Raw genomic sequence first — 26,876 nt, forward strand, 5'->3', positions numbered from 1 at the left:
GAGTTGCCACGTTTTGGGACCTGTTAATGGACTCCGAAAACCGATGTGATTTATCACGAAAAATCAGATTTGTTTTACGCTGCAATCAGTCGCCATAGGCGGGCAGCAATCCAAACAGATTGGCAACCAGGCGTATTTTACGTTGCCTTTGCAGTCGTCGGACAAGCAGAGCCAGACGGTATTGCATCCAGATGATGTGCAACCGAAATCGTTTGCGGAAGTGTGACCGGTTCTGATTGTTTGTCCGTGCAGCGTGTCGCGAGAACTGGTTGATTTCCTCAAATCCGGTTTCGCATTTTCGACGAATTTCCGACACCCGAAACGGATCTGCAGTTACTCGACGATGCATCAGTTTTCGTAGTATCTGTGTGACGTCGGCCGTGTTCATGTTTCGGCGAATTATAAACTGTGGAATACCGGCCAGTTTCAAAAGGGATTCGTTTTTGGGAGCGTACACAATTCCGGAGCTTGGAATTCCGGCGACGAGAGCACAAATAATTGAGTGCAGACGCATGCCCACAAACAGATCGAGCCTGCCAAAGACACTTCGAATCGATTCGATACTGTCCGGAACCGAATTGATGCAACAGCTGGGAACTCCTCTTTGTTTCAATTGTTCAGCCAGCGAGTACAACGTCTGCAGATCATTATCGTCATGGGTGCGAAACGGAATCAGTGTCACTTCCAATTCCTGTTCCGAATGAATAGCGACCAGGGCGGCAAGGAAATTCGACACAAAATCGAAGTGCTCGGACTGAGATCCCGAATACAGGTCGACATAGGACCGTAGATTGACACCAATGCGAAGAGGTCCATTGTCGTGTCGCCTTGCTGCCGGAGTTGTCAGGGAAACCAGAAATACCGGGTCAGCAGCCACACAAATACGACGATGAACACCCAGCTCTTTCAGTCGTTGACGGGAAGGTTCATCCCGCACAACAATCACATCAACCAGTTCTATAATCTGAATGAGCAGCGTAGAGATCGCGTGCTTGATATTTCCAACTCCGATGAATGCAAACACTACACGGCAACCAGCCTGAATTGCTTTCTTCACAACCGTCAGCCAGTAGACAACAGTGCCGAAGCTGCGGTCGTAATCGATCAGCAGTGACCCACCGCCAATGACGACAACATCAAACTTCCGCAGCTGTACTGAATCGACTTCGTCGATCAATTGCACAGACGTGTTGTTCTCTGCCAGCCATTGTGGAATTTCCTGGTTGGCGAAGTCACGGCCCGGGCAAAACAATGTGATGTCACCGGCAAGGTGATTCAGAAGAACCGTTGCAATGAGATCATCGCCCAGATTCGCGACGCCGCCGTAACTGAATAAGGCGATTTGCGGAACATTCATGTCAGAGTTGCCTGATGCGTTGCGTGGCACCATGACGCCGGATCCATCGGGTCCTGCACGTCTAACATAGTACGAATCACATTGTCCAGGTCACCGGAATTCACCCCATTGAGCTGTGTCGCAGTATCGTCATTGATTTCAAATGTTTCATCATTATAGAGACGGAACGGAAAGTAGGCACAGAAGAAAAAATAGTAGGCAAAGTGACGCGCACGTTGGACTCGATCTTCTGGCAAATCTTCTGCAAACGTCTGATTCAGGAAATCGAAATATTTTGTCGGAGTCACCGGATCAAATGTGAAGCCTTTCCGACGATAGAATGAATCACCACCGACAACGACATCTTTGCCCCGCGCTGCTGCCTCGAGTCCCATTTTGGAAGAATAAACCACAATCAGATCTGCCAGATCCATCAGACGATAGGAACAGAGCGGGTCATCGGGCGCTACCAGTGAAACATTTTTGGGGAGAGCTCCCAGCGCTGTTTCGATGACAGTCGCTGCTGTAGCAGTCGTCTTCACCGGCAGCCGAAGTTCGGCCGGGTGCGCCCGGACGACAAAATGTGTGGAAGGAAAGTCGTGGGCTTTTCTGACCGTCTCGATTAGCCAATCACTGGACGTCGGAAAGACAGCGTCCTGTTCAGCCATGGCGGCATCCCAGAAAATGTTGGGAAAAATGGCGACTGTTTTGTCCGCACCGATTAATTTCGATTGTGAAGTGATTCGCGATACGTTTTGTGATGACCGTGGGTTGTACCGGATGTGATCTTGGTCCCCTTTTGTTCTGCTTTGCAGGTATTGAGTGAGCTGTGCGTCCTGTGCTTCGGTGTACGGAATTGTTCGACGGATGTCGTCCATCCCGGTTCGTTTGATGGAGTCCCATGCTGTTTCGTTCCTGCTGAACATAATGGTGTTCTTGCGGTACGCTCGCGCTATGATGTAGGCAGGGATGTTCATTTTACGGGCCACCGCCAGGACGGGGCCAAATGTGACGTAGATTCCATGGCTGAGTTGAATGACCGTTGGTCGGAAACGCTCAATGAGTCTGTACGTGACCTCGGTTGTGACGATAGCGGCAAGTGCGTAGCGGTGCAGGAGTTCAGTGCCGGATTCGTTGTCCGGGATTTCTGTGCCGGTGATGAAACGCAGTAATGAACTGTAAACGAAAGTCGACAGGTCAATATTGCGATAAGTAAGCGAACTTAGGTTCTCCGGTGTGACATCGGCAGCAATATTTTTGAGTACTGCGATCTCATCCTCAGAAATCACCTCGTCGTATGTGACCAGAGGGATCGAAAATCCCTGCTGCCACATTTCTGTACAGGTCCGTACACAGGATTCACAAGTGATCAAATCCATCGTTTCTCGCACTCGATTGTCGCACGCTGGCAGGATCGAGTTACAAACGGCGGCCAGCACCGTAGCCCCACGCTGTTGAAAGCCCCGACCAACAAGGCCTTCAACCGTATTTGGATAGCCCGCTCCCCGAACCGGAAACTGCAAGAGTCGGTGCTCACCGGCGAAGTTCGTAACTTCGCCGGCGCCGTTCATGGCGCGTCGAACGGACTCCCATGGCCGCAGTCTGATCGTCGGAAAACCGAGACGTCCGGAAAGTGAGCGGTCATAGACAGCTCTGGCTCCATTAAGGAGTCCAAATTGGCGCAACAGAAAACTCAGAGAATTCTTTATCTTCACGATTCGATTTCAGATGGTGATTCTGAGCATTCAGATGTCGAGAATGTCAGAGATTGACCAATGTGAGTTAACGGTGAGTGACCTTGCTCGAATGGACTGTTTGTCAGCAGCGACCAGTACCTGGACAGTATTTGAATTCGTTTTGCCGTCAGTGTCTGGACGTGACTCAATTCTTAATCAATCGAAAGATTTTACCGATTTCGGCCACCGTTTGTGGGGCAAGCAGCCAGATGATTGTTCCGCTGACAAGAACAATCTGTAGTACCCGGAGGGCCAATATCAACCAGGCGTGGATTCCGCTGTATTCGAAACGGAGTGTTCCCCATGCCAGGTCACACAGCGCGGCTGTCAGAATTGCCGCAAACGGGAGACACAGGTCCCTGGAAAGTGAGCGAATTGGAACTTTGAATAATCGGGTTCCCCATACTAGAAGAATCAGGTTTCCAATTGCCTCAACAGTGACAACCCACATTGCACAGGTCAAAATTGACTGCTGTGTTATTCCAAGCCAGATCAGACCCATTCCAATTAGTGTGACTCTGATGCTTCCTTCAATCAGGGACGGTTTGAAAATCGCTCGTGCAAGAAATGCTGAGCTGAATACAAGATTGGCCGGGATAAACAGTGCCCCAACAGTGAACGCCTGCATGATCGGACTGGTGTCCTGCCATTTGTGTCCAAAAATCAGTGGGACCATTTGGGGTATAGTCAGGAACAGGCAGGCTGCCAGTGGGTAAGTCACAATGGCCAATACAGGAATGGTGCGAACAATAGACGACCGTAACCCTTCCTCTGTCGTGGCTTTTGTGAAAGCCGGAAATAACGCCGAACGTACACTGGTGACAGCCATGCGCATCGGACCCCGCACTCGCTGATATCCAAAGTAGTACAGTCCAAAAACCGGCCTGGAGAAAAAGCGACCGAGGATTGCATAGTCCAGACTTGTGTTCGCAGTTGCCAGACAGAATGTTGCAAATGATTTCGCCGAAACAGAAGCTACGGGCTTTAGATCACTGACCGCGAATCGCAGCGAGGGACGCCAGCGACGGCGCCACAGTATGTAGGGAAACGCCAAGAAACGAGAAACCAGATCCGGAATAATCAAAGTCCAGTATCCGCAGCCGGTTAACGCCATCAGTATGGCGGCGGAAAACGAGACGAACCGCACCGAAATCCACATGAGATTGAGCTCTTTGAAGCGTAGTTCTCGCTGCATCATCGCGACAGGCACGACCATTGCACAATTGAGCCAGATACCGGTTCCGAGTGCTGTGACCAGCCATATCAATCGCGTGTCACCGTAGAATTCAGCCAGGAAGGTGGATGTGGCTGCCAGACACAAAGCCAGTAGAAGACCAACGAGAAACTGAAGGGTAAATATGCTCTCCACGGTGTTCCGACTCAGGTGCCGGGCCTGGACTATAGCCGTACCAAATCCGATGTTTGTAAACAGTGTTGCTACAAACGTGGCTGCGACGGCCTTACCTGTAAGGCCGTAGTCGGTCCGGGAGAGCAGTCGTGCAAGGACAACAGCCCGCACGAGTTGCATCGTGAAGCCACTGCCGGCGTTCAGAAAGTTCCATGCAACACCTCGGACAGCTTTGTCTTTAATCGAAGAGACTGGATTTGCGCTTTCGGCTGACATGCCCGGATGTTCTGAGCATTGTTTTGTATGTTGCTGATCGGACTAATGTCGCCGTGGTATAATCCAGCAACTTCAAATACTCACCACGACGTTCACCCAACGTCAACAATAACGACCGTGCCAGTCACATAGACCGATGCCTGACTGCACATGAAAGAGGATCCTTCCGTGATAGTCGTTGTCTGTGCCATTCTTCGGAGCGGAGTGTGATCCAGGGTTCAATGACGGGCTTTTCCAGAAAAATCCATGCATCTTCCGCCAAAAGTTTCTGACAAATTTCATAGTGCAGGGATGTGGGAGTAGTCACGGTGACCATCCATGGTCGATCAGACAAAGCTCGCGATAGAAAATGATAAACAGTCGTGCTCTCAGGGGTGTTAAAAGCCGTCGGCCGGGGACTCCAGACCTGACCCGACGAAGATCTGTGAATGCTCGATTGAGTGAACTACAGAACTGCCGTCGACCAATCGATTCGTAACCGATAACCAGTGCCTAGTTTCTTGTTTCGGTGCGATCAGCTTATGTCGGCAGATTCGTAAAAGGACGCATCACGTTACAATTCCCCTGGAGACTAAGACTTAGAGTGCGAACCTCGATTACCAGGTTGCGGTTCGTGGAATGTGGTACTCCTGTACGTTGAATTTCCCTCGATCCACTTCTGAGTTGATCCGGATTATTCCTGTTGTTCAAAGTCAGATTCCTGAAGCAGAACATGTGCAGGAATGTCATTCTTGGCAACTTTGCCCAGTATGCGGTCTCGATCCGTCCACGAAATTCCGGTACCAGAACTCTTCAGCACCAACTGATGTTCTGTCAGCACATTGCCGGCAAATATCGGCTCTCTGCTGACAAGTGAATGGGTGATTTTTTCCCGAGCGGCCTGCGCCACAGGATTGAATTCTTTTTTTCCGGTCCCCATCGCCTCTTCGACGGTGCGAATGTAGGAAACGGTACGTTTGAGTCCGGATTCTTCCAGTGCGGCAGCGTGGTCTGTTCCCGGCATGGCTCGGGACAACGTTATGTGTTTTTCCAGGGCGAACGCTCCGATTGCAGCACCGGCGACTCCGGTGATGATCCCTGGGTTGTGGTCCGACAGGGCCACGAGTGTCCCAAACTGCTTCCGCATCGCAGGAATAGCCAGGAGATTAATATTCTTCGGTTCAGCAGGATACTGAGACACACACTGCATCAGCGTAACTGCACACGAACTGTTTTCAAACGCTTCCAAAGCCTGTTTAATTTCCATTTCTCCAGCCATCCCGGTGGAAATAATGACAGGTTTTCCGGTGAGTGCGATGTGTCGAAGCAACGGAACATTTGTGATATCACCCGACGCCACTTTATAAAAAGGAGTCCCAATACGTTCCAAAATATCGACTGACGGAGGATCACCGGGAGTACAGAAGTAAATCAGACCGATAGCCTGTGCATATTCCTTCAACTCCCGGTGCTGCGATTCATTAAGTTCCAGAAACTCCCGGTGCCGACCATAAGTTTCTCCGAAAGAGTTTGGCCCTGTGTAGGGGCGGTCGTAGGCTTCTTCCGTTAACGTCCAGCTAATATCACGCTTCTGAAATTTGACGGCATCGACAGAACATCGAGCCGCAAGATCAATCAGTTTCTTCGCCAGATTTACCTGCCCATTGTGATTCTGACCAATTTCAGCGATCACAAAACAGGGACATCCGTCACCCACTTCCCGACCTGCCAGACGAACCCGAATCTGGCCAGGCTGAATCGGGCCGATACCAGTATTCCGTTCAGTGTCGAGCCAGCGATAACAGTCATCAAGCATGACTGACGACGGGTCACCGGAACGCAGTTCTGATATCATCGATTCGAATTCATCCAGCTGATCACGTCGATCAATTGTGAACCGATTGTCATATTCCGGTCGCAGACCTTCGAAATCGGAACTCTCTGTATTGACGTCAAATTCACCTGCATGACGTCGAATCCAAGTTGTGACATGCTCACGATCCCACGCTTGTTCAGCGCGTCGGCCCATCTGTCGAAGACATGCCACGCGTATAAGCTCCGGAACCATTTTGGAGAGACCGTCGATGTGGGTATAATCCGCATTCGCCTGCTGATGTCGTTCCAGCAGTCGGGCACTCCGGGTGCGATCGTACAGTGGATTGTCTGCGGTGAATCGAGCTACGACGGAAGTTTCTGAAAGCTGTGAAGCAGCGTCGACAAAACGTTGTAACACGTCCTCACTGTCTCCCCGCAGGACACTGACTCCACAGGTTTCTGCAAAAGCTGCAATCGGATCGTCTGCGGCTTCTACGCTGGTTGCCACAACGATCTTTGTAAAAAAATCCATCTTCTGGACGCGCTGTATCACCCACTTCAAAAGTGGAATTCCGGAAACCGCCATCAAAGACTTTCCACGGAGACGAGTACTCAGCATTCTCGCCTGAATGACCGCAATGCATTCTGTCTTAGACATTCTCTGAACTTCTCTCCACTGAGCACTGTTGCTGCCGGTGTGTCACCAGTCCCGCAGTTGCCCTGCCCTGCCCTGCCCTGCTCAGTCGACAGCTGAAAAATTGAAACCCGGGGTGTCAACAAAAAACAACTGCGCGAACGCAGCTGCCAACATCTTGAGTATTCGGCCTCCGGACAACATTGTCGTTCAACGTTTGAAACTACAGGCTCGTGACATTCAGTTGAAAGGCAGTTGACTGGCGACGTCGCCCGATTTTGACGGTGTGTTCCGTATACGCAAAAATACAGCCACGATCTGCGAGACGTCTGGACGATTCTCTGAACTGGGGCATCAGTCACTAAAAACGTTCGACCTGAATTGATTGGAATGCAGAAGTTATCGTGTTGACGATCTGACCAGTTCCGAGTCGTGATCGACCATTAATTTGATCAATTCCTCGAAATCCACGGTATGTTTCCAGCCCAGTCTGTGCTGTGCCTTACGGGGGTTTCCAAGCAATTGACAAGCATCTGCGGGGCGTCGGAAACTCTCATCAATTCTGACGTAGTCCTGCCAACGCAGGCCGGCATGGCTGAAAGCGATGTTCAGCAGGTTTCGAATCGAGCGGGAAACTCCCGTAGCAAGAACGTAGTCATCGGGCACATCCTGCTGCAGGATTTTCCACATTGCGTAGACATAGTCTTTGGCATAGCCCCAGTCGCGATCGGCATCCAGATCGCCAAGCGACACGGACTCCTGCAGTCCGGCACGGATCCGTGCGGCTGCCAGGGTCACTTTGCGTGTAACAAAGTTTTCGCCACGGCGTGGTGATTCATGATTGAAGCAGATGGCATTACAGAAATAGAGACCATGTGATTTACGGTAGACCCGTGTCATCTGAGTCGCAAACGACTTGGCACAGCCGTACGGAGAATTTGGACTGATGGGCGTAACTTCATCCTGCGGACTAACTGACGGTGATCCAAAGATTTCGCGACTGCTGGCGTGAAGAAACCGCGGAGGATTCGGCTGATCACGAAGGATCTCGAGAATCCGCAGCGTTCCCATTGCTGTTAGATCACAGGTGCTTTCGGGTATTTCAAAGCTAAGGCCAACATGCGATTGTCCTGCAAGGTGATAGAACTCCCCAGGCTTTACCTGAGATACGATGCGACGAATCGTGGTGGGGTCGGACAGGTCAGCGTAGTGGAGAAACAGTCGCTGATTGTAAACTGTTTCATCTGCGTACAAATGGCTAAGACGAGATCGATCCAGGGTGCTGGACCGACGGACTAACCCGTGAACTTCGTAGCCCTTTTTCAGCAGGAGTTCAGTGAGATAAGACCCGTCCTGTCCGGTAATTCCCGTGATCAACGCGGTTAGTGGCACGTCCGCCCTTTTCTTTGTGGCATTTTGACTTCATTCAGGCCCGATTGTTCAACACGATTGCCTCACGCCGTGCGAGTTCCAGATCATGTTCGACCATCAGGTGAGCCAGTTCCTCGAGTGTTGTTTTCGCTTTCCACCCCAATGCCGTTTGTGCTTTTGACGCATCGCCCAGCAGCAAGTCTACTTCCGCTGGACGGAAGTAGCGGGGATCAACTTCAATGAACTCATCCGGATCCAGTTCTAACTGTTCGAATACCAGTTCTGCAAAACGTCGCACCGTTTGTGTCTCTCCGGTTGCCAGCACAAAGTCCTGTGGGGTCTCGTGCTGGAGCATGAGCCACATTCCATGGACATAGTCCTTTGCATATCCCCAGTCGCGTCTGGCATCAAGGTTGCCGAGAAACAATTTTTCCTGGAGGCCAAGTTTTATGCGTGTTGCAGCTCTGGTGATTTTGCGGGTGACGAAAGTTTCGCCACGTCGAGGGCTTTCGTGGTTGAACAAAATGCCGTTGACAGCAAACAGGTCATAGGATGCACGATAGTTGATTGTTTGATGAAAGGCATATACCTTTGCACAGGCATAGGGGCTTTGAGGGCGAAAGGGTGTTGTTTCCGTCTGAGGTGTTTCAATGACATCCCCGAACATTTCACTGGAAGATGCCTGGTAGACTTTGACTGTCTTGCGTTTGTGCAGCTGGCGAGCAGCTTCAAGAACATTGAGAGCACCTGCGCCGGTCGCCTGCAGCGTGTAGGCTGGCTGGTCAAATGACACGCGAACATGGCTCTGCGCACCAAGATTGTAGATCTCATCGGGTTCGAGATCGAGCACCAGATTCGTCAGTCCCTGACCATCGGTGAGGTCTCCATAGTGCAGATGAAACTGCACTCCTTCTGAATGCGGATCCCGGTAGATGTGATCAATCCGTTCGGTTCCAAAGGTACTTGATCGACGGACGAGGCCATGAACTTCATAGTCCTTTTCGAGAAGCAGTTCGGCCAGATATGACCCGTCCTGTCCTGTCACCCCGGTAATAAATGCTCTTCGCCTCATTGTGGTTTCCTTACTCTTTTCCGGGCCGCAAATCTTTAAATCATTATGTTCAGCGTCTGAGAGTGTCTGCCGAGTCACCACAATTCACCGATGGATCGCCGTGACTTCAGATTGATGTGACCTGGTTGTTGAAATCCCTTCGCCGGAGCATGACACAGTCCCATGTTCCAGTGTTGTGCATTCGTTTGTCAAATTCGACTGAATTCGGTTTCCTGGAGTCTGCAATGGATTTGGTTACGCCCGACCCAAAATTCTTTCCGGGTTCCCTGATTTGTTCGGACGGGCCGAACAGAGAATTCCGCATCCGCGATTGAAATAAATCTGCGCAAACTCCGTACCCCTGGGTGACAACCCAGATCACAACTTGAGTCCAGGATTCCTGGATTTGCAGAGGGACAGTGCAAAAGGAAACTACCTTCCGGATGTGCCCCAAGCAAGCTAAATCGTTCACCAACGTCAGTTCAAATCCTTCCCGAAACATTATTCTTCAACTGGTCTTGCGGTCATTGATTCCTTGATACCGCAGCACTGTACCCGATCAGCAGTGTCTCTTGGAATTCTTGTTGGTACCGCTAGACTAGCGAACACCGCTCCTATAGCTCAATTGGCAGAGCAACTGACTCTTAATCAGTAGGTTCAAGGTTCAAGTCCTTGTGGGAGCATCGGTTTTTACCGACTTTCGGCTATGGGCCACAAACTGACATTTTGCTGGTGTCACCCAGAGTGTTAGTTGGATCGTCCGGTTCGGCCCTTGTTTCATTAGTCCGGGCGGCATCGCAGCCGTTGAGGTCGGTGGCGGTACCGATTCTTGTGATGCATCACCTCTTTCATCGTTGAGCCTCATCGATGTAACTGGCCGGCCGCCGTTAGCTGAATGACAATGACAGTTGCCGGATCCTGCGCCTCTTCTCGACAATTATTTTGAATGACGTACGAGTTCTTGCGTTTGCCGGGTCGAAGTCCGGGCTGACGCTGGCCAACATCTCGGTTTGGTGGGGTCTTCCCGAGAAGAACAAAGAGATCCGAGCCATTTTTTCTTTTTATTCGTTGATGATGACCCGACATCAGATGGTGGACCAATGCCCCGGTATTGCCGGGAACAAAACTGTTATCGCTTCCGTGTTAGGTTCGATCACCGTTCCGTTGTAGGGCGGCTGGTTAGCACTTGCCAGGTTCCTGAGAACAAGAGATGCTCGATTCGTATGACTGTATTATTGTGGGCGGTGGTGGTGCAGGACTTGCGGCTGCTTACTCTGCTGCTTGCCAGGGAGCATCCGTGGCTCTGCTGGAGCGGCGTCCACAACCGGGTGGTACGACGGGGATTGCAGTTGGCTCATTTACTGCGGCGGGGACGCGCTGGCAACAGCGGGCAGGAATTGATGACAATCCGGAAGACCATGAAGAGGATGTGTCCCTCTTTGCGGACCGGGAGCTCGAGGCTCGCAACAACCAGCCCCTGCGCCGGTTCTTTCTTGAACATGCTGCTGAGACTCTGCACTGGCTCCAGGAAGAACTTCGCCTGAACTATGTCGGTCCCAGTCCCGAACCACCAAACCGTTGCTCACGCATGCACAATGTTGTGCCCGGGGCCAAGGCCTACGTGGTGAGGTTTCAACTGGCATTACGCCGCCTTGGTGCTACGGTCATCACCGGTGCGGTGGTCACTCAGTTACTTCGGGAGAATGACAGGATCAGTGGTGTGGAATTCCACCAGGGAGGAAAACAGTATCAGCTGCGGGCCCGCAGAGGAGTTCTCCTGGCCACAGGAGACTATGCAAACAACCCGGAAATGATCGCTCGATACAAGGGGGAAGAATATCGGGAGATCGAAGGAATTAACCCCCATGCCCTCGGACTCGGACACCAACTGGCCGAGCAGGTGGGGGCCAGACTGGTCAACATGGACATCACGTACGGACCTGAATTGCGGTTTCTTCCAGGTTCACGCAGACCGTTTCAGCAGTGGCTCCCGACAAGTGGCGCAGCCTTCCGTTGTATGGGATGGCTTGCCGAACGTATGCCGGGATGGATGATCAACCATTTTATCAAGCGACTGCTGGTAACCTGGCAACATCCCGAGGATGGTCTTTTTCAGGATGGTGTGATTCTCCTGAACACGCGAGGGCAGCGGTTTGTCAACGAACTCTCGTGGCCGGAAAGAGAAATTGCCGTGGCTCGCCAGCCGGATAAGATCTCCTATCTGCTGCTCGACGGCCGGCTTTGTGAGAAATATTCTCACTGGCCCAAGTTCATTTCCACGGCACCTGATATCGCTTATGCCTACATTGAAGATTACCTGCGCCTGCGACCGGACGTTACCCTCCGCAGTACGCGGCTTGAATCAATTTGCCAGCAACGAGCGATCGATCTCCCTGGACTGAAGTCCACCCTTAACGAGTTTAACAGACACGTCCGTGATGGAACTGTTGATTCCTTTGGCAGGCCGGCGGCGGAATTCCCTCTGGATACAGGTCCTTGGGTTCTGCTTGGACCGGTCAAGGCTTACTTCACAACAACCGAGGGAGGGGCAGCGATTAACCAGCGATTCCAGGTACTGGATCGGCAGGACCAGCCCATCCCCGGCCTTTTTGCTGCCGGTCAGGCAGGACTTGGCGGCATGGTGCTCTGGAGTCACGGCCTGCATATCGGATGGGCGATGACAAGTGGGCGTCTTGCCGGGACAGAAATGGCTGCCAAAAGCTAGAGGCTCCTGTCTCCTTACAGAGCTTCTCGCATCACGGTGGCACCAAGCAACTTCCGTTCGGATGTGTGCCCGATCATGGTCTGGTTGATCTGGATTCCCGGCTCGTTGAGTACATCACAACCATGCTCCATCATCTCCTTGTTTGTGGGCGAATAAAACCACTTCTGACACCACCAATTCTTGAAGTAGTTTCACGTCCATCGCTGCTAAAGCCTCATCATTTCTCGCCCTGACTGAGGTGCATTGGCAACAAAGTTTGTTCCTGTTTCGACACAGGGGTCAGGTGTTTTTACCCTCAGGTGCATTCAAATTTGACACAATTGCAGGCTCGGTGTCCTCACTGACATCCTGCAAGGTTTTGTACTTTTTGTAGTGTGGATAATCCCGATAGTCATAGTAGTGATAGCTTGCGTAGCCGTAGCCATATGCATCTGATTCTTCAACTCCATTGACCACAATTCCGGCCATGTTCGCGCCGATATCCCGCAACTGAGCCAACGCACGCCGTCCGAGTTGTCGGGTATGGCGACTCAACCGCATACACATGATTACTGTATCAACTCGAGGTGCCACGCTTTTGGAATCGGTCACGGCCAGCACCGGTGGTGTATCGATGACAACGTATTCATATTGTTGTCGCAAACTGTCAAGCAATATTTCGTATTCCGGTCGGGTCAACAGTTCCGCCGGATTTTCGGGAACTTTTCCACACGTTATAACGCTCAAGTCATTGATATCTGTACTTTGAATCGCGTCAGCCAGTTCTAACTCTTTCTTCAAGACGTTAACTATCCCTTTTGTATTGGGAATACCCATAATTGTGTGCACATTTGGCCTTCGAAAATCACTTTCAACCAGAATTGTTTTCTTGCCGGATTGAGCCAGTGAAATAGCCAGATTGGTTGCTAATGTTGACTTCCCGTCACCCGCTGCCGGACTTGTGATCTGTAGTACCCGCCGTGGATGTTCTGAAGCCGCAAAATAAACGGTTGTGCGAATTGATCGGAACGCTTCAGCTGTTCGGGATTGCGGTGAATGAGCACAAACTAAAACCGGATTGACATCGCTGGACGCGATATTGCTGTCGTCTCTTTCTTCATCGATTTTCAGATAGGGGATATGACCAAGGATTGGGAGCCCAAATTCCTTAATTACGTCTTCCGGCTTTCGGAATCGCCGATCCGCCATTTCGATCAGGTAACCAAGCGTCAGCCCGGCGAGCAGTCCCAAGACACTGCCGAAGCCTAGAAATCTGTACAGAATTGGGTATACAAGAACACCGGATGACGCTGGCATAATAACGGTGGCCCGCACGCCGCTCATGTCCTTGTTCAATTCGGTTTGGCCGATCTTTGAGGCAATACTGATGTATTGTTCCTGCAGGCGATCGACTTTGCGTCGAAGACGCAGTTCGGCCTGTTCATCCTTGCTGACCAGTTGAGCCTGACTTTCGGCGGCTGTGGCCAGTTCCCTCAGCGCAGAACGCTGATTATGCAGTTGCTCCAGTTCATGACGAAGTGCCTTCTGATAGACTAAGAGATAGTCCACTTCCAGTTCAGAATCGACTGGTGCTGCGACAGATTCAGGATCTGATTCCGAGTTCGGAAACAGATCTTCGATTCGTGCATGTTCCCGCTGTACCAGGTCAATTCGCTTACGTATTGCACGGAGTTTGGGATGGTCCGGGCCCACTTTTTGTTCGATGATTGCTGCTTCCACAACGAGGGGCAGCAAAGCTTCGGACAGTCGGCGTTCGCTCTCAATGTTTTTTTCTTGCCGACGCTGTCGAAACGTATTCGTCGTGGTTTCGCCTTGCCCTTCCCTCCCGATGAAAAGCAGTAACGCATCGCGCTGTCCGCTATCCTGCAACTTTTGATTGAACAAACCAAGGCGGGAACTCATTTCCGCTTCCGTGATGTCCAGCTGAGATATCTGTCCGTTGAGGACACTTAGGCGACTTCGTGACTGGTCACTGTTGCCGGTCGCCAGTATCCGGGACCGCTGCATGAAGTCTTCGTAATCCTTTTCTGCGGCAACCAGACGGGCTTCTATCTCACTACGGTCATTTTGCAGTATGTTGGTCAGTTTCTCTGACTCAGAGGCGTATGTTGACTTTTGTCGCCTGATGTATTCGTCCACCACCGCATCGGCGATTCGTGTGGCATCGTATGGATTTGGTCCTGTGAACTGGAGTTCGATGATGCCCTGCGAGAGCTGCATAATCGACAGCCCACCGGACATCACGAGCATTGCTTCGTCTTCAGGTATATCGCGAAGAGTCTCCAGCTTTGACAGATTGTGGATTTTGTACGCTGGTCGCAGGACATGTGGGCTGGGGATGACGAAACTTGCATCGGCCAGCATGTCTTTACTGAGCATTCCGTCAAATATTCTTTCACTTGTCCGCTGAATGACCTCCATTCGTGCGGTTGAACGATATTGAGGGACTTTCTGCTGGTAGAGAAGGTAGGCGAGACCTGCGCCAAAGACTGCAAACACGACAACAAATGACTTGCGACGCCTGAGAAAACCCCAGATGTCGAGACCGGTTTCTCCGGCCTCCGGTCCTTCCAGGGCAGACCATGGATTGTCAAAGTTCTGATGCAAAGAATTGCTGCCTCTGATGGTTTGCATTCCTTGAGTCCGGTTGCAGAAGTACACCTCAGTGTCGCAAGGCACTGATTCTTACCATGCAGGAACAACAAATCCATAATCAGTTGGTGTTGTCATGAAGTCAAAATATATTGGCCGAACCGAAAAAGTTGGTTCATCATTTTACAAAACTATTAATTTTTGATGCCAAATTCTGTCATCGTTCCGGGAAGGAGGGTTTCACCATCTGTTGTCGTTTGCGTTTGATTGCCCGGATTCTCCGTGCCGCCGATAGATTTCCGGAATCAATTCGCAGGACTTCATACCATTGATCTTCGCTGTCACTCAGGCGATTTGCAGTGAAATAGGCCGTTGCCAGTTCCTGATGGAATTGAATGGTGTCGGGCTGTCGGTGGACACACTGTTCCAGCCACTGGATCCTGTCATCGAGATTGCCAAGATGACGAAGATGGCCGGCCCGGAGCTGCTGGTACTCCTTGGTGGGTGGTAACTGCCGGTAATTCCAGAACTCAGCCGCCTGCGTACGCAGACGATCTGTCAGTTCTCCCAAAGATCTTGATTGAGTGAGTGCAATGACGGCCTGAGCGTATGTTGTCGGACCAAAATTCTCGAATCCATCATTAAGAGCGTTAGTCATCGAGTAGACGGAAAGGATTTGGTATCGCAACGATTCATCGGAGTTTAATGCGTGTTGCCAGATGGAAACGGCCTTTGATGGCCGACCGTTCCTCAACATTAACTCGCCCAGTTCCAGGCCAAGTTTGCTTTTAGTGGGTTCAATAAATCGAGCGCGTGCCTGAAGTTCATTCACTTGGTCTAGACGTGTCGATGCTGCTTCCCACCTTGCTGTTCGCCGAAATACTCCGCCCGGAAAAGGAATTCGACTAACCAGCCGCTGTGAATGTTTCACAATTCCCGATTCGTCCAGGTACATCTCAAGAACGTTCCTTAGGTATTGTTGTCTGTCTGGTTCGTCTCGAAGTGAATCAATCCGCCGAGCAATCCCAAGACACGACGTTTGTGTCCACGCTGTCTGAAATTGTTCAGGGTTAGCAAGTTCGGGTAAACCTTTCAAAAACTGTGAACGAGTGATATCGCTTAGCAGCCTGGACACCAATTCGTGAGTTTGCGCATCGTCTGAGCGATGTCTCAGGGCAAGCCTGGCCTGATTGAGCAGCTTTTCCCGTGCTTCGATTGCGTTCCACGATAGAGGCAGTGATTCCACTTTCCGACCATCGATCACAATGAGGTAACATTTGTGCGCTGCCAGTAGGTCGCCGGTAAACGAGACAGTGCCAGTGATGAGGGCGAAGCGTGCTGCCCATGACAAAATTCGTCCAGATGGGCGAAAATCGATCTGCTTATCAGGGTTCTGCATGGCTGACAACATCGAGACGAGTACTACAAACAGCGATGATGCAGCCGGCATGCCAGCGCCGAAATCGACCAGCGCTGTTACCATCTGAGAAACGGTGGCAAACAGGAGGACCACTCCGACGGACGACACAAAACCTCGTGTCCTGCCGGCAATGGACCGACGTGTTGTGCAAAAAGCGAGAACCAGAGTCGGAAGTCCGATCATGAGCAAGGCAATGCCTCCAGCAATGCCGGCATCAACCAGAATTTCAATGTACTGATTGTCGGCATGTTGAAACCAAACACCTGCATCCCGAGTTTGATAAGGCAGCGTTGTGTAGCGATATGCCCCTAACCCTCCACCGAAGACTGGAAAGTCTGCGACAACGTTCAGTGAATCACGCCAGTGCTGAATGCGAACCAGAAGTTCTCCGGCCGGGTCTTTTAGCGTTGAGAGTTCCAGTGCGGCTGTCTGATCCAGACTCAGAAACACCATGAGACTGTAGGTCAGAGTTCCGCCAACCATCACCACGATTAAAATTGCCGTCAGTCGCCGTTTCTGTGAGCGTGCCAGAATTGTCACGACAAATGCGACGGCAGTCGCCAAAATTCCTCCCCGCGACCGCGTTGCTATAACTGCGCACGTAATCAATGCTATAGAGAACCACACAAGAATCTGTTGCAGATTCAAGGTAGCTACATAACGAACAGCTCCGGAAAATACTCCCGGGGTTCGGTCATGAAAGTGTCCGCGGGCGGCAAATGACGTGTCAAGCTGCAGAACGAGCAATCCAATGGAGGATGCCAGGCCCAGTGTCAACCAGCCTGCTGCATTGTTGGAGTTGATGAAGGTTGCGAATGGCGTTCCCAGTCCCGTCCACCATTGATCCTGAATCAGAAATAGTGTGTTCTGAAACGACTGAACAATACCTAAAAGAGACAGTATTGATGCATTCGCCGTAAACACAGCAAGGCTTGCTGCCACGGTTTGACGCGTTCGAATCTGTTCGAAGGCAGTTATTGCCAGCAGCATTAATGACGTAAGTTGGGCCAGTGTCGTTCGTGTGTCAGCAGGTGACGCAGTACCAGCTGTCAATTCTGTTTGTTTAACGTCGATGAATTCGTGACGGATTTCGGCAAGGACGGCATGATTCATCTGACTGGCCATGGGAGCGTGCAATGGCAGCAACTGAAGGACGCCGATGGCGACAACAACACCGAGCGGAAAGATAATTGGAGGAAACGCAGGTCGTTCATTACGCAGCATGCACGATACTGATGAAAGCAGAGCAGCAGTGAATCCCCCGGCCTGCAGGATCAGTCTGGCGAGAGGGATGTTCCCACCGTGGACCCAAGGGATCAGACATACCGTCGTCAGGAGAATGAAAACCGCTGCGTTACCAAACCTGGCCGCCGACGGTGATTCAGACTGCACGCCACTGTCCTTAGGAGATCAGGAAATTCAGCACCGGAACAACCATTCAGTAGTGAGTGTGACTGGGGCTGCCGTGTGTTTTGCAGAATTTGTCGCTTGTTCAGTCGTTGCAACCCGGGAAATTCTCGGGTGTCGTAGCCATGACAGAGCGTTTGAACATCTTCCGCTACACGATTTGTGGTTCTGGTTCAGTCACTGAAACAGGTGTGGACTCTACTGAAATGCCTCGCTGAAGTCGTAACTCATGAATCAGCGATACGAGCTCTTCCTCAAACGATCGCAACCCACCAATAAGATCGCTCATCCATTCACAGATGGAGCCGTCACCAACGGTTCCTTCCACTCTAATATAACCGACATGCATCCGGTTGATTATAAGCGGTATTTCAGATTTCCACGCTTCGTGATCTTCAACACTGGAATTACGTCGCCAGCGTGCGTGATATTCTTCGCCGATGAGCGGCAAACTGACCATCAACTCTACGTGGTCCATTTCAAATCGTTCTGCGAATTCGGTGAGAGTGGACCACAATCGCTCCCAGTCGTGATTGCCGTTAAGATGCACCTGTTCGTCGTTCACTGACGACTCTCCCGCAGGGTGGCGTCTTATCATCGAACTGGCCAGCCGTACGCAACGATTACGAATGAGACACATTTCTGTATGACCGAACGACCGAGTGAGTACAAGGAGTGAAATCGCAGTCAACACAACAACCAATGTGACGAGTTCGTTGTCGATTACAGAACCAACAATTGCTCCGATTCCGGTCATTGCACACAAAGAGCCAACGACCAAAAGAACCTGCGACCGGCTGTGGCCTTTACGTTCCAGACAATGGTGCAGGTGGCTCCGGTCCGTGGTATAAATACTGCGGCCAGTTAGTTTTCTGCGAATAATGGCCATGGATACGTCAAAGATCGGAATTGCCCAAATAGCGGTCGGCATGATTAATGCTGTTGCCGTGTATCCCTTGAGAGATGCCTTGAGAGCGATTGATCCCAGCACAAGCCCGATAAACATACTTCCCGAATCACCCAGAAACATTTTGGCAGGCGGAAAGTTATAAATCAGAAATCCGGACAGAGAACCGGTCAGGACGATCGCCACTAAAAAACCGTCCGGACGGCCACCCAGAACAAGCGTCACGGCGGCAATGGAAAGACTAAGGACGATTCCCGTTGTGCTTGCCAAACCATCAACGCCATCGATTAGATTGAGGGCATTGATCGCACAAAGCAGCCAGGCGACAGTGACCAGAGGTCCAAAATGGCCGAAGTGGATTTCGATTCCGAAGAACCTGACTTTTGTGATCGTAATATCAGCAAGAAGCATAATCATGGCCGCAACCAGCTGGCCAAGAAGTTTTTGGCGCCCACGGATTGCAAATCTGTCGTCAAGCAGGCCAACTCCAACAATCACCAGACTGGCAAAAAACAACGTGATCAGAAAGGCGGTATCGCGCGGACCATCCTTCAAAATATCCGGAAAAAAAAGGCAGGCGATCGTGACGGTTACAACACCAGAAAACAGGAGTGTGGGACCGCCCGTCAGAGGCATCGATCGTTTATGAAGTTTGCGATGCTGATCGGGTGAATCAACGATATGCAATCGTAGAGCCAGCCTGGCCATCAGTGGTGCCGAGATAGCGCTGATCACAAAGGCCGTACTTAACAATAGGAAACTTGGTTCCATGAGGCAGACTACTGGAGGAAGTTGTGTCTGGTCTGATCCTGGGGCCTAATTCACGGGCGAATGCAAAGATAATATTCTGACGGACAACGATACTCAGACTGTTATGATTAAAGCCGAATGAACGCCTGATAATATGTATTGGATGTTTTGCACAAACACTGATGACACACCATTCAAACAAGCCAGAGTACACGAGGCTGTTTACAGCAGCAAGGAAATACGAAAGAGATCTGTTTGGTTTCACATACCTATTGGTGTAGAGGGCTAACGCAAAAGTGTGTCGGCTGAAACGAACCAAAAACCAATGCAATAATCTGCCAGGTTGCGAAGAACTGTCAGTTCGACGTGGTAAACGGCGGTACAGGCCAATGTTGAAGTTGGCCCTGTTTTCGACTGCTGATAAAGACCTCTGAGGATCAAATCATATAGTCAGTACTTCGACCCAGGATGCGGTCGACAAGATCCTGTGGCAGGTCGATCGATGGAGACCGTTCGGGGTCCAGATCGGTTGGATTGATACCACAGTAGACAGACCACGGACCAAGATGTCGCCAGCGACCAGCTCGCCGAGGCTCTCCCGGCACAACCGGTGTTGTACAACGATTGCAGCCGATCGTTGCGTAACCCTGATCGTGAAGAGGATTTGTGATTACATCTTTCTGCCTGGCGTATTCGTTCATCTGGTCGTCGGTGAAGTTTACCAGCGGATTAATGCGTAACACATTCAAACGAGGGTCAACCGCCAGGATCGGACAGGTTCCTCTCTGTCCTCCATCAGCTCGCCGCAGACTGCCAACCAATGCATCATAATCGTCTTTGACTGCATCGAGAGGGGCCGATTTCCGTAGTTCGCAGCATTGTTTCTGTCCCTCAGGAGAAAGATACAAAACTCCCAGATCGGCCGTCTGTTGCTGCATCGTCTTTTGGGGGCTTAGCGTCCGTACTTCCAGTCCGTATTCTTCGATGATGCGATCCCGCGTTGCCAGGGATTCTTCAAACAATACACCGGTATCGACGAATAGCACATCCATTTTGACCGGAATGGACCGCAGCATGTGGCAAATTACCGAACCTGCGCGCTGCATCGACGACAGAGCTGCCAGACGGTCCGCAAATATCTCCCTGGCCCATAACAGTAGTTCCTGGGGCGAGCGATTCTCAAACGTCCGGTTGAGGTCCATCAGATCTGCCTGAGACAACCTGGACATGTTTGATCACTCAGCCTTCGGCAACTGTTTTCCGGAAATCCACAGTGTTTGTGGAATTATATCCACATACCATAGCGGATCTAAAGGTGACTCGCGAGTCCACGAATAGCTGGTAAGCGGGCGGAGCTGCATGTTTCGGTGCCGATGTTTCAGGAACGGCTAAGCCCTGTGGCAGCCAGCGGCGTTTGCTTTAAGAAATTCAATCGTTGTCTGTCGGTGCTCACTGTGGTCTGTGATTCCGGGATTGACGTCCCAACGAACCATAAAAAAACGACGATGGTACCTGACCTTCGTCGTTTTCTGATTCAAGGATATTCACGTGCCACCCGAAACGGATGATTTTCAGCGGGCAGCGTCCCACCACCAGGCATCAGAACGGTGGCCAATAGGTGATGCGTCAGTCAGAGTGTTCGACAACTCAGCTGAATGCTGATATCGATCTGCATCGCGAACCACTGACCTGACATCCGCACGCACGCCGCCTGCCACCTGTACGACGACATGTCGTCCGGAAAAGACCCGGTGTGCTGCTGACGTCATCAATTCAGAGGGGACATCTACCTGGCGTCCCGTGGCCGCCAGGAATGCATCTGACTCCAGGTTTGCCAGTGACGCAGTTCCCTGCGAATTCAGTAGTGCAGAGACCATGGCCAGATCGAATACGTTCTGCAGATCGGCGAAGACAGGATCGATGCGGGCCAGAGCTGAAAAATGCTCAGTAAATAACTGTGCAAATCTGGCGTTGGCTCCACGAGCTTTCCCTGTAGCGCGGCGACTGCCGTCGGTATTGACAATCTGATCTTCAGACAAACATCGTACGGAGTCACCTGTGAATTCGAATCCATTCCCGGACGTGTCCATCCGAATTGCATCATAACCAGCCGCCAGCCACCAGCGCAGAGCATCCATACTCCCACTGCCCCGCTGTTCAGATTTGGTCAGCAGATCAAAATAGCTTTTCATTCCCGCAGCACCCACGACTTCTCCGATTCCGATTTGTTTCATCCGGTAGTCTGCATCAACAATGACCCGGGCCACACGGGATTGACCGGGCACACCATCCACGATGACATTCTGAAGGCCAAGGATCTGCTCCAACTCGGTTGTAAATCGTGCGGCAGTCTCTTTGTTCAAAGACCGTCGGTTTTTTCTAACAAACTCATTCACAGCCCGCACCTGATCCTGCCTTGGATCAATGCTGCACATGAAGAACGACGGACCACCATCTGAGAATGTCTGAGCAAGAATCATCAGGTCGTCCAGTTGCAATACCGGCCGTCCGTCGGTGATGCTTACAACACGACCATCTTCATTCTCTGTCCAGTCCGCTGCGGGTCCGCCAATCACAACGTCACCGGTTTCCGGAAACGTCATCAGATACTGAACTCGGGATATTCCGGCAAGATTTCGTACTTCTTCCGGGACGGGCTGACCTGTTGCCAGTAACTCACTGACGTATCGTTCCAGTCTGGGTAATGAAACCAATCGCAGATTTGACGGACTTCGAACATTCGTATTTTGGTTGGCTCGCAGAGCCTCTGACATGACGGTGTCCAGTCGGCTTCCATCGTTGCGAAGAGCCACCGATGCAAGCATCGCCGGACCACCCACAAAAATGCCCTGAGCAAATGTGGAAATGGTTCCACCTTCGCCGTCCGCTTCGATCCACAGCGCCGGAGGAGACGTCTGTTCCTGGATCAACTCGATCAACTCGGTGAAATCGGCGAGTGAGCCACCGCCGGACAGCGATTCTGCAATTCGTGCAGCACGCTTCTCGACATCACGATTTCCCGAGACTCTGGAAGCATCTCTGATATTTGATGCAGCACGGACGAAGTCGCCTGCTTCCGCTGCAGCACGGGCTGCTCGTCGCATTGTCGCTGTTGCTGTGAAATTATCCGACTGTTCCGCCGGATGCGCCACAGCAGCAAAGGACAAGATGCAGACAAGAACCAAGGCAGCGGAAAACCGTACGATGGAGCGACAACAGGTGGAAGGACAGACCATGAGTTGGACCTTATGACTGGTCGGAGCAGATCTCGACGGAAACCGGGACGCACAACAAGCGGGGGCGCAACTGGATACACCTGCACACGTGATTTAGCATCGTCCAGTCAGCGTGCAGCGTCAAGAAGATTCCCCTGAATCCGTAACCTGCCGGTCACTCCGTTTTAGTTGTAAAAAGCGGATTTACCGATTGGGTAGCGGGTAGCGAGACATGCTGCGAAGCTGTAGCAGTCAATTTATCTGTAATCCCGACGATATGATGCGGATTTTGGGCCGCTGAACTGACATTATGCCTGAATTGCCGGAAGTTGAGACCATGGTTCGCGGTCTCCGGACAGATCTGGTCGGCCGTCAAATTCGGACGACCAGGTTTTGTCGGTGTTCTCGCAGACCCATTCAGATAGACCCTTCAAAAGCACGATTTCAACGTTTACTCAGGGGGAATCGGATTCATGCCGTTCAGCGGCTGGCAAAGCGTATTGTCATTTCACTGGACCGGAATCTGTCTATGGTCGTTGAACCGAGAATGACCGGTCTTTTGCTGATTACGGAGCCACCAACGCGGGCGCATCGTCGAATTCAGTGGGAGCTTGATCCAAAAGACGGATTTGCGAAATCATTTGAATTCTGGGACCGTCGAGGGCTTGGAACGGTACGGATTCTTACTGAAACGAAAATGATCGAACTTCGCCGGCGATTGGGGCCGGATGCTCTTGATATGGACCCGAATCAATGGGCCATCCGGCTGTCCGGAACTCAGCGCCCCATCAAAAATGCAATTCTTGATCAAAACCTGGTTGCAGGCATCGGAAACATTTATGCGAGTGAGATTCTGCACGAAGCCGGAATTTCGCCAAAGTTGCCCGCTGGCCTGCTGTCCGCTGAGCGAATACAGCGGATTGCAGCTGCGAGTTCGCGGATTCTTAATGAAGCGATTCGTTACGAAGGATCGACCCTTGGTGATGGTACTTATCGAACAGCTTTGAACCGTGATGGCAGCTATCAGAACCGACATCGTGTTTATCAGAAGAACGGGGAATTGTGTCCGACCTGTCGCCGCGGACGCATTTGCCGTATCGTTCAGGCTCAGCGTTCCACGTTTTATTGTCCGCGATGTCAACGTTCCTGACAGACGTCAATGGTCTACCAGGTGTTGAAGTCGGGATCTCGCATCAGGATCGAACAAAAGTCGGCGGTCGCCTACCAGAGTTCTTCCAGCCGGCCGGTCGTAGCGTGCAAAAGGCGTCCTGGACCAGCCTGTTTCGGAGCCTGCGCCAGCATTCTCAACCAGACGTAATGTCCGCGGACTCGTCCTTCGAATGACAGATTCTGATCGAATTCTTCATCTTCGGGAACGCCGCCGGACTGCCAGTGAGTTTTCGGCATCTGGTCAAACAACTCCATTACGCGTAACACATCCAGCTGAACTGGACACGGCAGGCGAGTTCCGTCACGAGAGCCTCCTACCACCTCGGTATCTGAGACAAACAGAGTCACTTCCCACTCGTTGTATTCATTCTGGTAGTAGTGACAGGCAATTGGGGCGTGTAAATCGGTATCGAGAATAGCACTGCCTGCAGTGTTTGCAAACCAGCTCAGCCATTCAGGAACACAGTCGCTCGGGGAAAGCCACGTATTCATAAGAGTAACCTGAATTGGAAATTTGTACTAAGCGTAATCCAAAAAGTGGGGCCGCCTTGGCGCTCTAACCTTTTTAATACTCCTCGTAAGACAGAACAGATTGGCTGTCAGGAAGTTCGTTTCAAAAAGTTTAGGTCGCCGCTGTGGCTCATTCTGCGCCTTTTGTTGCTCGGTAAATGAACAGAGTTGAATGTCGAAGAGGTCTGGATCCTTTTGCAGACGTCTGTGTGACCAGAGGTTACGCAAATCATGAACCAAAAGATTCTAAACTCGTGAAAACTGTTGGGAGCGGGCTTAGGGACTTACTATTTGGCTACAAACGAATCTGCTGCAGCTGATTTGCACCAATCTGACTGTTAAGGATGCTGAACATTGTGTCATCAAATTGTTCAGTCACCCCAACAACTCAGATTCCAATTGCAGCTGCAAGTATGGCTTCGATCATTGCCGAAACGTTGTCCTGAGAGACATCAATCCGGAAGTCGTGCCTTTCAAATGTCTCGCTTCGCTGTGGGAGTTTGCCGCAGTTGCAAACATTCAGCTGACAAAATGCCTGCGGACGTTGTGTGTGTATACCGGGTTTTGGCGGAATTGTCCGAAGTTTGGCTAAACCGTGGTACCGGGCAGGAATGGCAGGTGGTGTCTCCATACCTTCAAGGTCAATTACCAGAGGTCGTTGATCCAGTCGGGCTCGCAACTCAGCAGTCGAGTGAGCATTTTCCGGATGTTTCCAGTCGGCTGCGATTTCAACAAGGGGATCCAGTACGAAACGACGGTACCACAATCCAGGATGCGGAACCTTCAGTTGCGGCATGTGAATGACCTGCCGGCCGTAAAACAACAAGTCGAGATCAAGTGGACGCGGTCCCCAATGGAGGTTACGCACGCGACCAAATTCCTCTTCAATCTGTTGCAGCAGATCCAGTAGCTTCAGTGGACTGAGATCTGTGACGAGACATGCGGCAGCGTTGGTGAATATTCCCCCTGCATCCGTTCCCATTGGGGCAGTATGAAAGTTTCTGCTGAGTGTCTTAATGCGACAGTTTTTTCGATTCAGCCTTTGCATTGCGGCAACGAACGTGTCTTCGACAGATCCCGTGTTGCCTCCGAGACCAATCAGGCACGTTATTCCGCCATGCTGCACGTTTTTGTTCCTGCATCTGTGAATCTCGACCGGCACCAGCGGCTAGACAGTCCGTGACTGTTTTGGGTCAGAACCCGTCGGTGCCCAGATCGGAGCCAATCTTACTCTACCACCCGCTCCGGTAGCCATGATGCCGTATATTGCGGCAATCACAATCTTTGCGATCGTCACGCAGTATTCCACAGATGTTATTCCATCTTTGCTTCGGCAGAACCGACGAATAATACGCAGTGGTTTCATGACACTCAAATCCCGATACATGACGAGTTCGAGCAATCGTTGTTCACGGCTTTGTGTCGTTGACTAAGACGGACATTAAGAGGCCTGCTTCTTGGGAGCACTGACGAATGCCTTCTACCAAAAAATACTTGTTGAAAGCGATTTGAGCATGGGACGCAGTTTGTACTCGTCAACCCCCTGACGTCTGAGCTCTTGTGTTGTTTTCAACAGTGCAGACTCACAGGAATCACATCGTCACCAGACACCACCTGTTATGATCGCTAGGATTCCGATATTTCGGTACAACCGGCTGGACGATTCAATTGATGAGAGGATTTCAGCTTCGATGACCGCATATATGACCCGTTTGGAAGAACGAATTCGTTTGCTGGACACTTCAGTTCTGGTCGGTCTTGACCCTCGCTGGGATCAGTTGCCGGCTGAGATCACCAGAGGTGAAATGTCTCCTTCCCGAGAGCGAATTGCAGAGGGATTTCGACAGTTCTGCTGTGAACTCATCAATATCGTCAGCACGCTTGTTCCAGCCGTCAAACCACAAGTGGCCTTCTTTGAACGACTGGGGCCAGCCGGAATGGAGGCTCTGCATCACGTGATGAAATACGCTCGCAGTAAGCAGCTTGTCGTCATTGCTGATGCCAAGCGAAGTGATATTGGATCGACCGCAGAAGCGTATTCGGATGCGTGGCTGGATGGTACAAGCGGTAAAGCCGCCTTTCCGGCAGATGCACTTACGGTTAACCCCTACCTGGGAGATGACACTCTGCAGCCGTTTGTGGATACCGCACTGCAGCGAAACGCAGGAATTTACGTTCTCGTTCGAACCAGCAATGTTGGAGCCGTTGCGTTCCAGGATCGAAAAACGGACGGAACTACCGTGTTTGAGGCAGTGGCTGACACAATCCAGCAGCTTAACCTGGAGCACCGCGCCGAGGGACAATGGGGACCGGTGGGTGCGGTGGTTGGCGCGACTTGGCCTCAGGAGCTCGCGGACCTCCGTGCTCGAATGCCAAACACACCGTTTCTGGTTCCAGGTTACAGTACCCAGGGTGGTACGGCGGCGGATGTTGCAGCCGCTTTACAATGTGGTCCCGCAGGTGCATTGATCAACAGTTCCCGAGCGATTAATTTTGCGTGGAGACGTCCGGAGTGGAAAGACAGATTCGGAGAAGAATACTGGCGCGAGGCTGTGCTCGCCTCGACACAACAGATGATCTCTGATCTGCATTGCATATAAACAAACTGTCTCAGTACGGCAGGAATTTAACTGG

General features: G+C 51.4%; 16 protein-coding genes and 1 tRNA gene. 4 read left to right on the forward strand and 13 right to left on the reverse strand.

From position 1 onward, the window contains the following. Nucleotides 1-85 precede the first annotated feature (85 nt). The 6 genes from MK110_17795 to gmd form a co-directional block, all read right to left on the reverse strand. Nucleotides 86-1,357, reverse strand: a complete 1,272-nt coding sequence (locus MK110_17795) for a polysaccharide pyruvyl transferase family protein (protein ID MCH2213163.1) — start codon at nt 1,355-1,357, stop codon at nt 86-88. Beyond that, nucleotides 1,354-3,051, reverse strand: coding sequence for a hypothetical protein (locus tag MK110_17800; GenBank protein MCH2213164.1), 1,698 nt, complete (start codon nt 3,049-3,051; stop codon nt 1,354-1,356). The genes MK110_17795 and MK110_17800 overlap by 4 nt, the downstream gene beginning before the upstream one ends. Nucleotides 3,052-3,217: 166 nt before the next feature. Then, nucleotides 3,218-4,696: an oligosaccharide flippase family protein gene (locus tag MK110_17805; protein MCH2213165.1), complete on the reverse strand. Its 1,479-nt coding sequence runs from the start codon at nt 4,694-4,696 to the stop codon at nt 3,218-3,220. Nucleotides 4,697-5,369: 673 nt separating this feature from the next. Beyond that, on the reverse strand, nt 5,370-7,148 hold the full coding sequence (locus MK110_17810) for an N-acetylneuraminate synthase family protein (protein MCH2213166.1): 1,779 nt from the start codon (nt 7,146-7,148) through the stop codon (nt 5,370-5,372). Between the two features lie 375 nt (nt 7,149-7,523). Next, entirely contained in the window at nt 7,524-8,516 is a 993-nt protein-coding gene (locus tag MK110_17815; GenBank protein MCH2213167.1) for a GDP-mannose 4,6-dehydratase, read from the reverse strand. Nucleotides 8,517-8,550: 34 nt separating this feature from the next. After that, a complete protein-coding gene (gene gmd / locus MK110_17820) occupies nt 8,551-9,567 on the reverse strand; it encodes a GDP-mannose 4,6-dehydratase (GenBank protein MCH2213168.1) in 1,017 nt (338 codons plus the stop codon). 589 nt (nt 9,568-10,156) lie between these two features. Between gmd and MK110_17825 the strand changes: the two genes are divergently transcribed. Together MK110_17825 and MK110_17830 are read left to right on the forward strand one after the other, a co-directional pair. Further along, a tRNA-Lys gene (locus tag MK110_17825) sits at nt 10,157-10,229 on the forward strand. A 527-nt stretch (nt 10,230-10,756) separates the two neighbouring features. Further along, nucleotides 10,757-12,271, forward strand: a complete 1,515-nt coding sequence (locus MK110_17830) for an FAD-dependent oxidoreductase (GenBank protein ID MCH2213169.1) — start codon at nt 10,757-10,759, stop codon at nt 12,269-12,271. 279 nt (nt 12,272-12,550) lie between these two features. Here the strand turns inward: MK110_17830 and MK110_17835 are convergent, their stop codons facing one another. The 5 genes from MK110_17835 to MK110_17855 form a co-directional block, all read right to left on the reverse strand. After that, nucleotides 12,551-14,905 carry a polysaccharide biosynthesis tyrosine autokinase gene (locus tag MK110_17835; GenBank protein ID MCH2213170.1) on the reverse strand — a complete coding sequence of 785 codons (2,355 nt, stop codon included), beginning with the start codon at nt 14,903-14,905 and terminating at the stop codon, nt 12,551-12,553. A 175-nt stretch (nt 14,906-15,080) separates the two neighbouring features. Next, a complete protein-coding gene (locus MK110_17840) occupies nt 15,081-17,675 on the reverse strand; it encodes an O-antigen ligase family protein (GenBank protein MCH2213171.1) in 2,595 nt (864 codons plus the stop codon). Nucleotides 17,676-17,841: 166 nt separating this feature from the next. Continuing rightward, nucleotides 17,842-19,368: an undecaprenyl/decaprenyl-phosphate alpha-N-acetylglucosaminyl 1-phosphate transferase gene (locus MK110_17845; protein ID MCH2213172.1), complete on the reverse strand. Its 1,527-nt coding sequence runs from the start codon at nt 19,366-19,368 to the stop codon at nt 17,842-17,844. A gap of 416 nt (nt 19,369-19,784) precedes the next feature. Further along, a complete protein-coding gene (locus MK110_17850) occupies nt 19,785-20,576 on the reverse strand; it encodes a phosphoadenylyl-sulfate reductase (GenBank protein MCH2213173.1) in 792 nt (263 codons plus the stop codon). 342 nt (nt 20,577-20,918) lie between these two features. Further along, nucleotides 20,919-22,583: a DUF1598 domain-containing protein gene (locus tag MK110_17855; protein ID MCH2213174.1), complete on the reverse strand. Its 1,665-nt coding sequence runs from the start codon at nt 22,581-22,583 to the stop codon at nt 20,919-20,921. Between the two features lie 316 nt (nt 22,584-22,899). Between MK110_17855 and MK110_17860 the strand changes: the two genes are divergently transcribed. After that, nucleotides 22,900-23,712, forward strand: coding sequence for a formamidopyrimidine-DNA glycosylase (locus MK110_17860; protein ID MCH2213175.1), 813 nt, complete (start codon nt 22,900-22,902; stop codon nt 23,710-23,712). A 71-nt stretch (nt 23,713-23,783) separates the two neighbouring features. On the opposite strand, the gene MK110_17865 is transcribed toward MK110_17860, so the two are convergent. Continuing rightward, complete coding sequence (locus MK110_17865) at nt 23,784-24,224, reverse strand: hypothetical protein (GenBank protein ID MCH2213176.1); 441 nt, start codon at nt 24,222-24,224, stop codon at nt 23,784-23,786. 406 nt (nt 24,225-24,630) lie between these two features. Then, the gene (gene folK, locus MK110_17870; protein ID MCH2213177.1) at nt 24,631-25,368 is read right to left on the reverse strand and encodes a 2-amino-4-hydroxy-6-hydroxymethyldihydropteridine diphosphokinase; all 738 of its coding nucleotides are present in this window, start codon (nt 25,366-25,368) and stop codon (nt 24,631-24,633) included. 565 nt (nt 25,369-25,933) lie between these two features. Between folK and pyrF the strand changes: the two genes are divergently transcribed. Continuing rightward, a complete protein-coding gene (gene pyrF, locus MK110_17875; GenBank protein MCH2213178.1) occupies nt 25,934-26,842 on the forward strand; it encodes an orotidine-5'-phosphate decarboxylase in 909 nt (302 codons plus the stop codon). The last annotated feature ends 34 nt before the right edge of the window (nt 26,843-26,876 follow it).

Source organism: Fuerstiella sp. (assembly GCA_022447225.1).
Classification (GTDB): Bacteria; Planctomycetota; Planctomycetia; order Planctomycetales; family Planctomycetaceae; genus S139-18.

Coding starts and splice junctions, on each gene's coding strand:
- MK110_17795 (MCH2213163.1), bottom strand. CDS start 1,357: ATGAATGTTCCGCAAATCGCCTTATTCAGTTACGGCGGCGTCGCGAAT.
- MK110_17855 (MCH2213174.1), bottom strand. CDS start 22,583: ATGGTCTGTCCTTCCACCTGTTGTCGCTCCATCGTACGGTTTTCCGCT.
- MK110_17850 (MCH2213173.1), bottom strand. CDS start 20,576: ATGTCCAGGTTGTCTCAGGCAGATCTGATGGACCTCAACCGGACGTTT.
- gmd (MCH2213168.1), bottom strand. CDS start 9,567: ATGAGGCGAAGAGCATTTATTACCGGGGTGACAGGACAGGACGGGTCA.
- MK110_17860 (MCH2213175.1), top strand. CDS start 22,900: ATGGTTCGCGGTCTCCGGACAGATCTGGTCGGCCGTCAAATTCGGACG.
- MK110_17805 (MCH2213165.1), bottom strand. CDS start 4,696: ATGTCAGCCGAAAGCGCAAATCCAGTCTCTTCGATTAAAGACAAAGCT.
- MK110_17810 (MCH2213166.1), bottom strand. CDS start 7,148: ATGTCTAAGACAGAATGCATTGCGGTCATTCAGGCGAGAATGCTGAGT.
- MK110_17835 (MCH2213170.1), bottom strand. CDS start 14,905: ATGCAAACCATCAGAGGCAGCAATTCTTTGCATCAGAACTTTGACAAT.
- MK110_17830 (MCH2213169.1), top strand. CDS start 10,757: ATGCTCGATTCGTATGACTGTATTATTGTGGGCGGTGGTGGTGCAGGA.
- pyrF (MCH2213178.1), top strand. CDS start 25,934: ATGACCGCATATATGACCCGTTTGGAAGAACGAATTCGTTTGCTGGAC.
- MK110_17845 (MCH2213172.1), bottom strand. CDS start 19,368: ATGGAACCAAGTTTCCTATTGTTAAGTACGGCCTTTGTGATCAGCGCT.
- MK110_17865 (MCH2213176.1), bottom strand. CDS start 24,224: ATGAATACGTGGCTTTCCCCGAGCGACTGTGTTCCTGAATGGCTGAGC.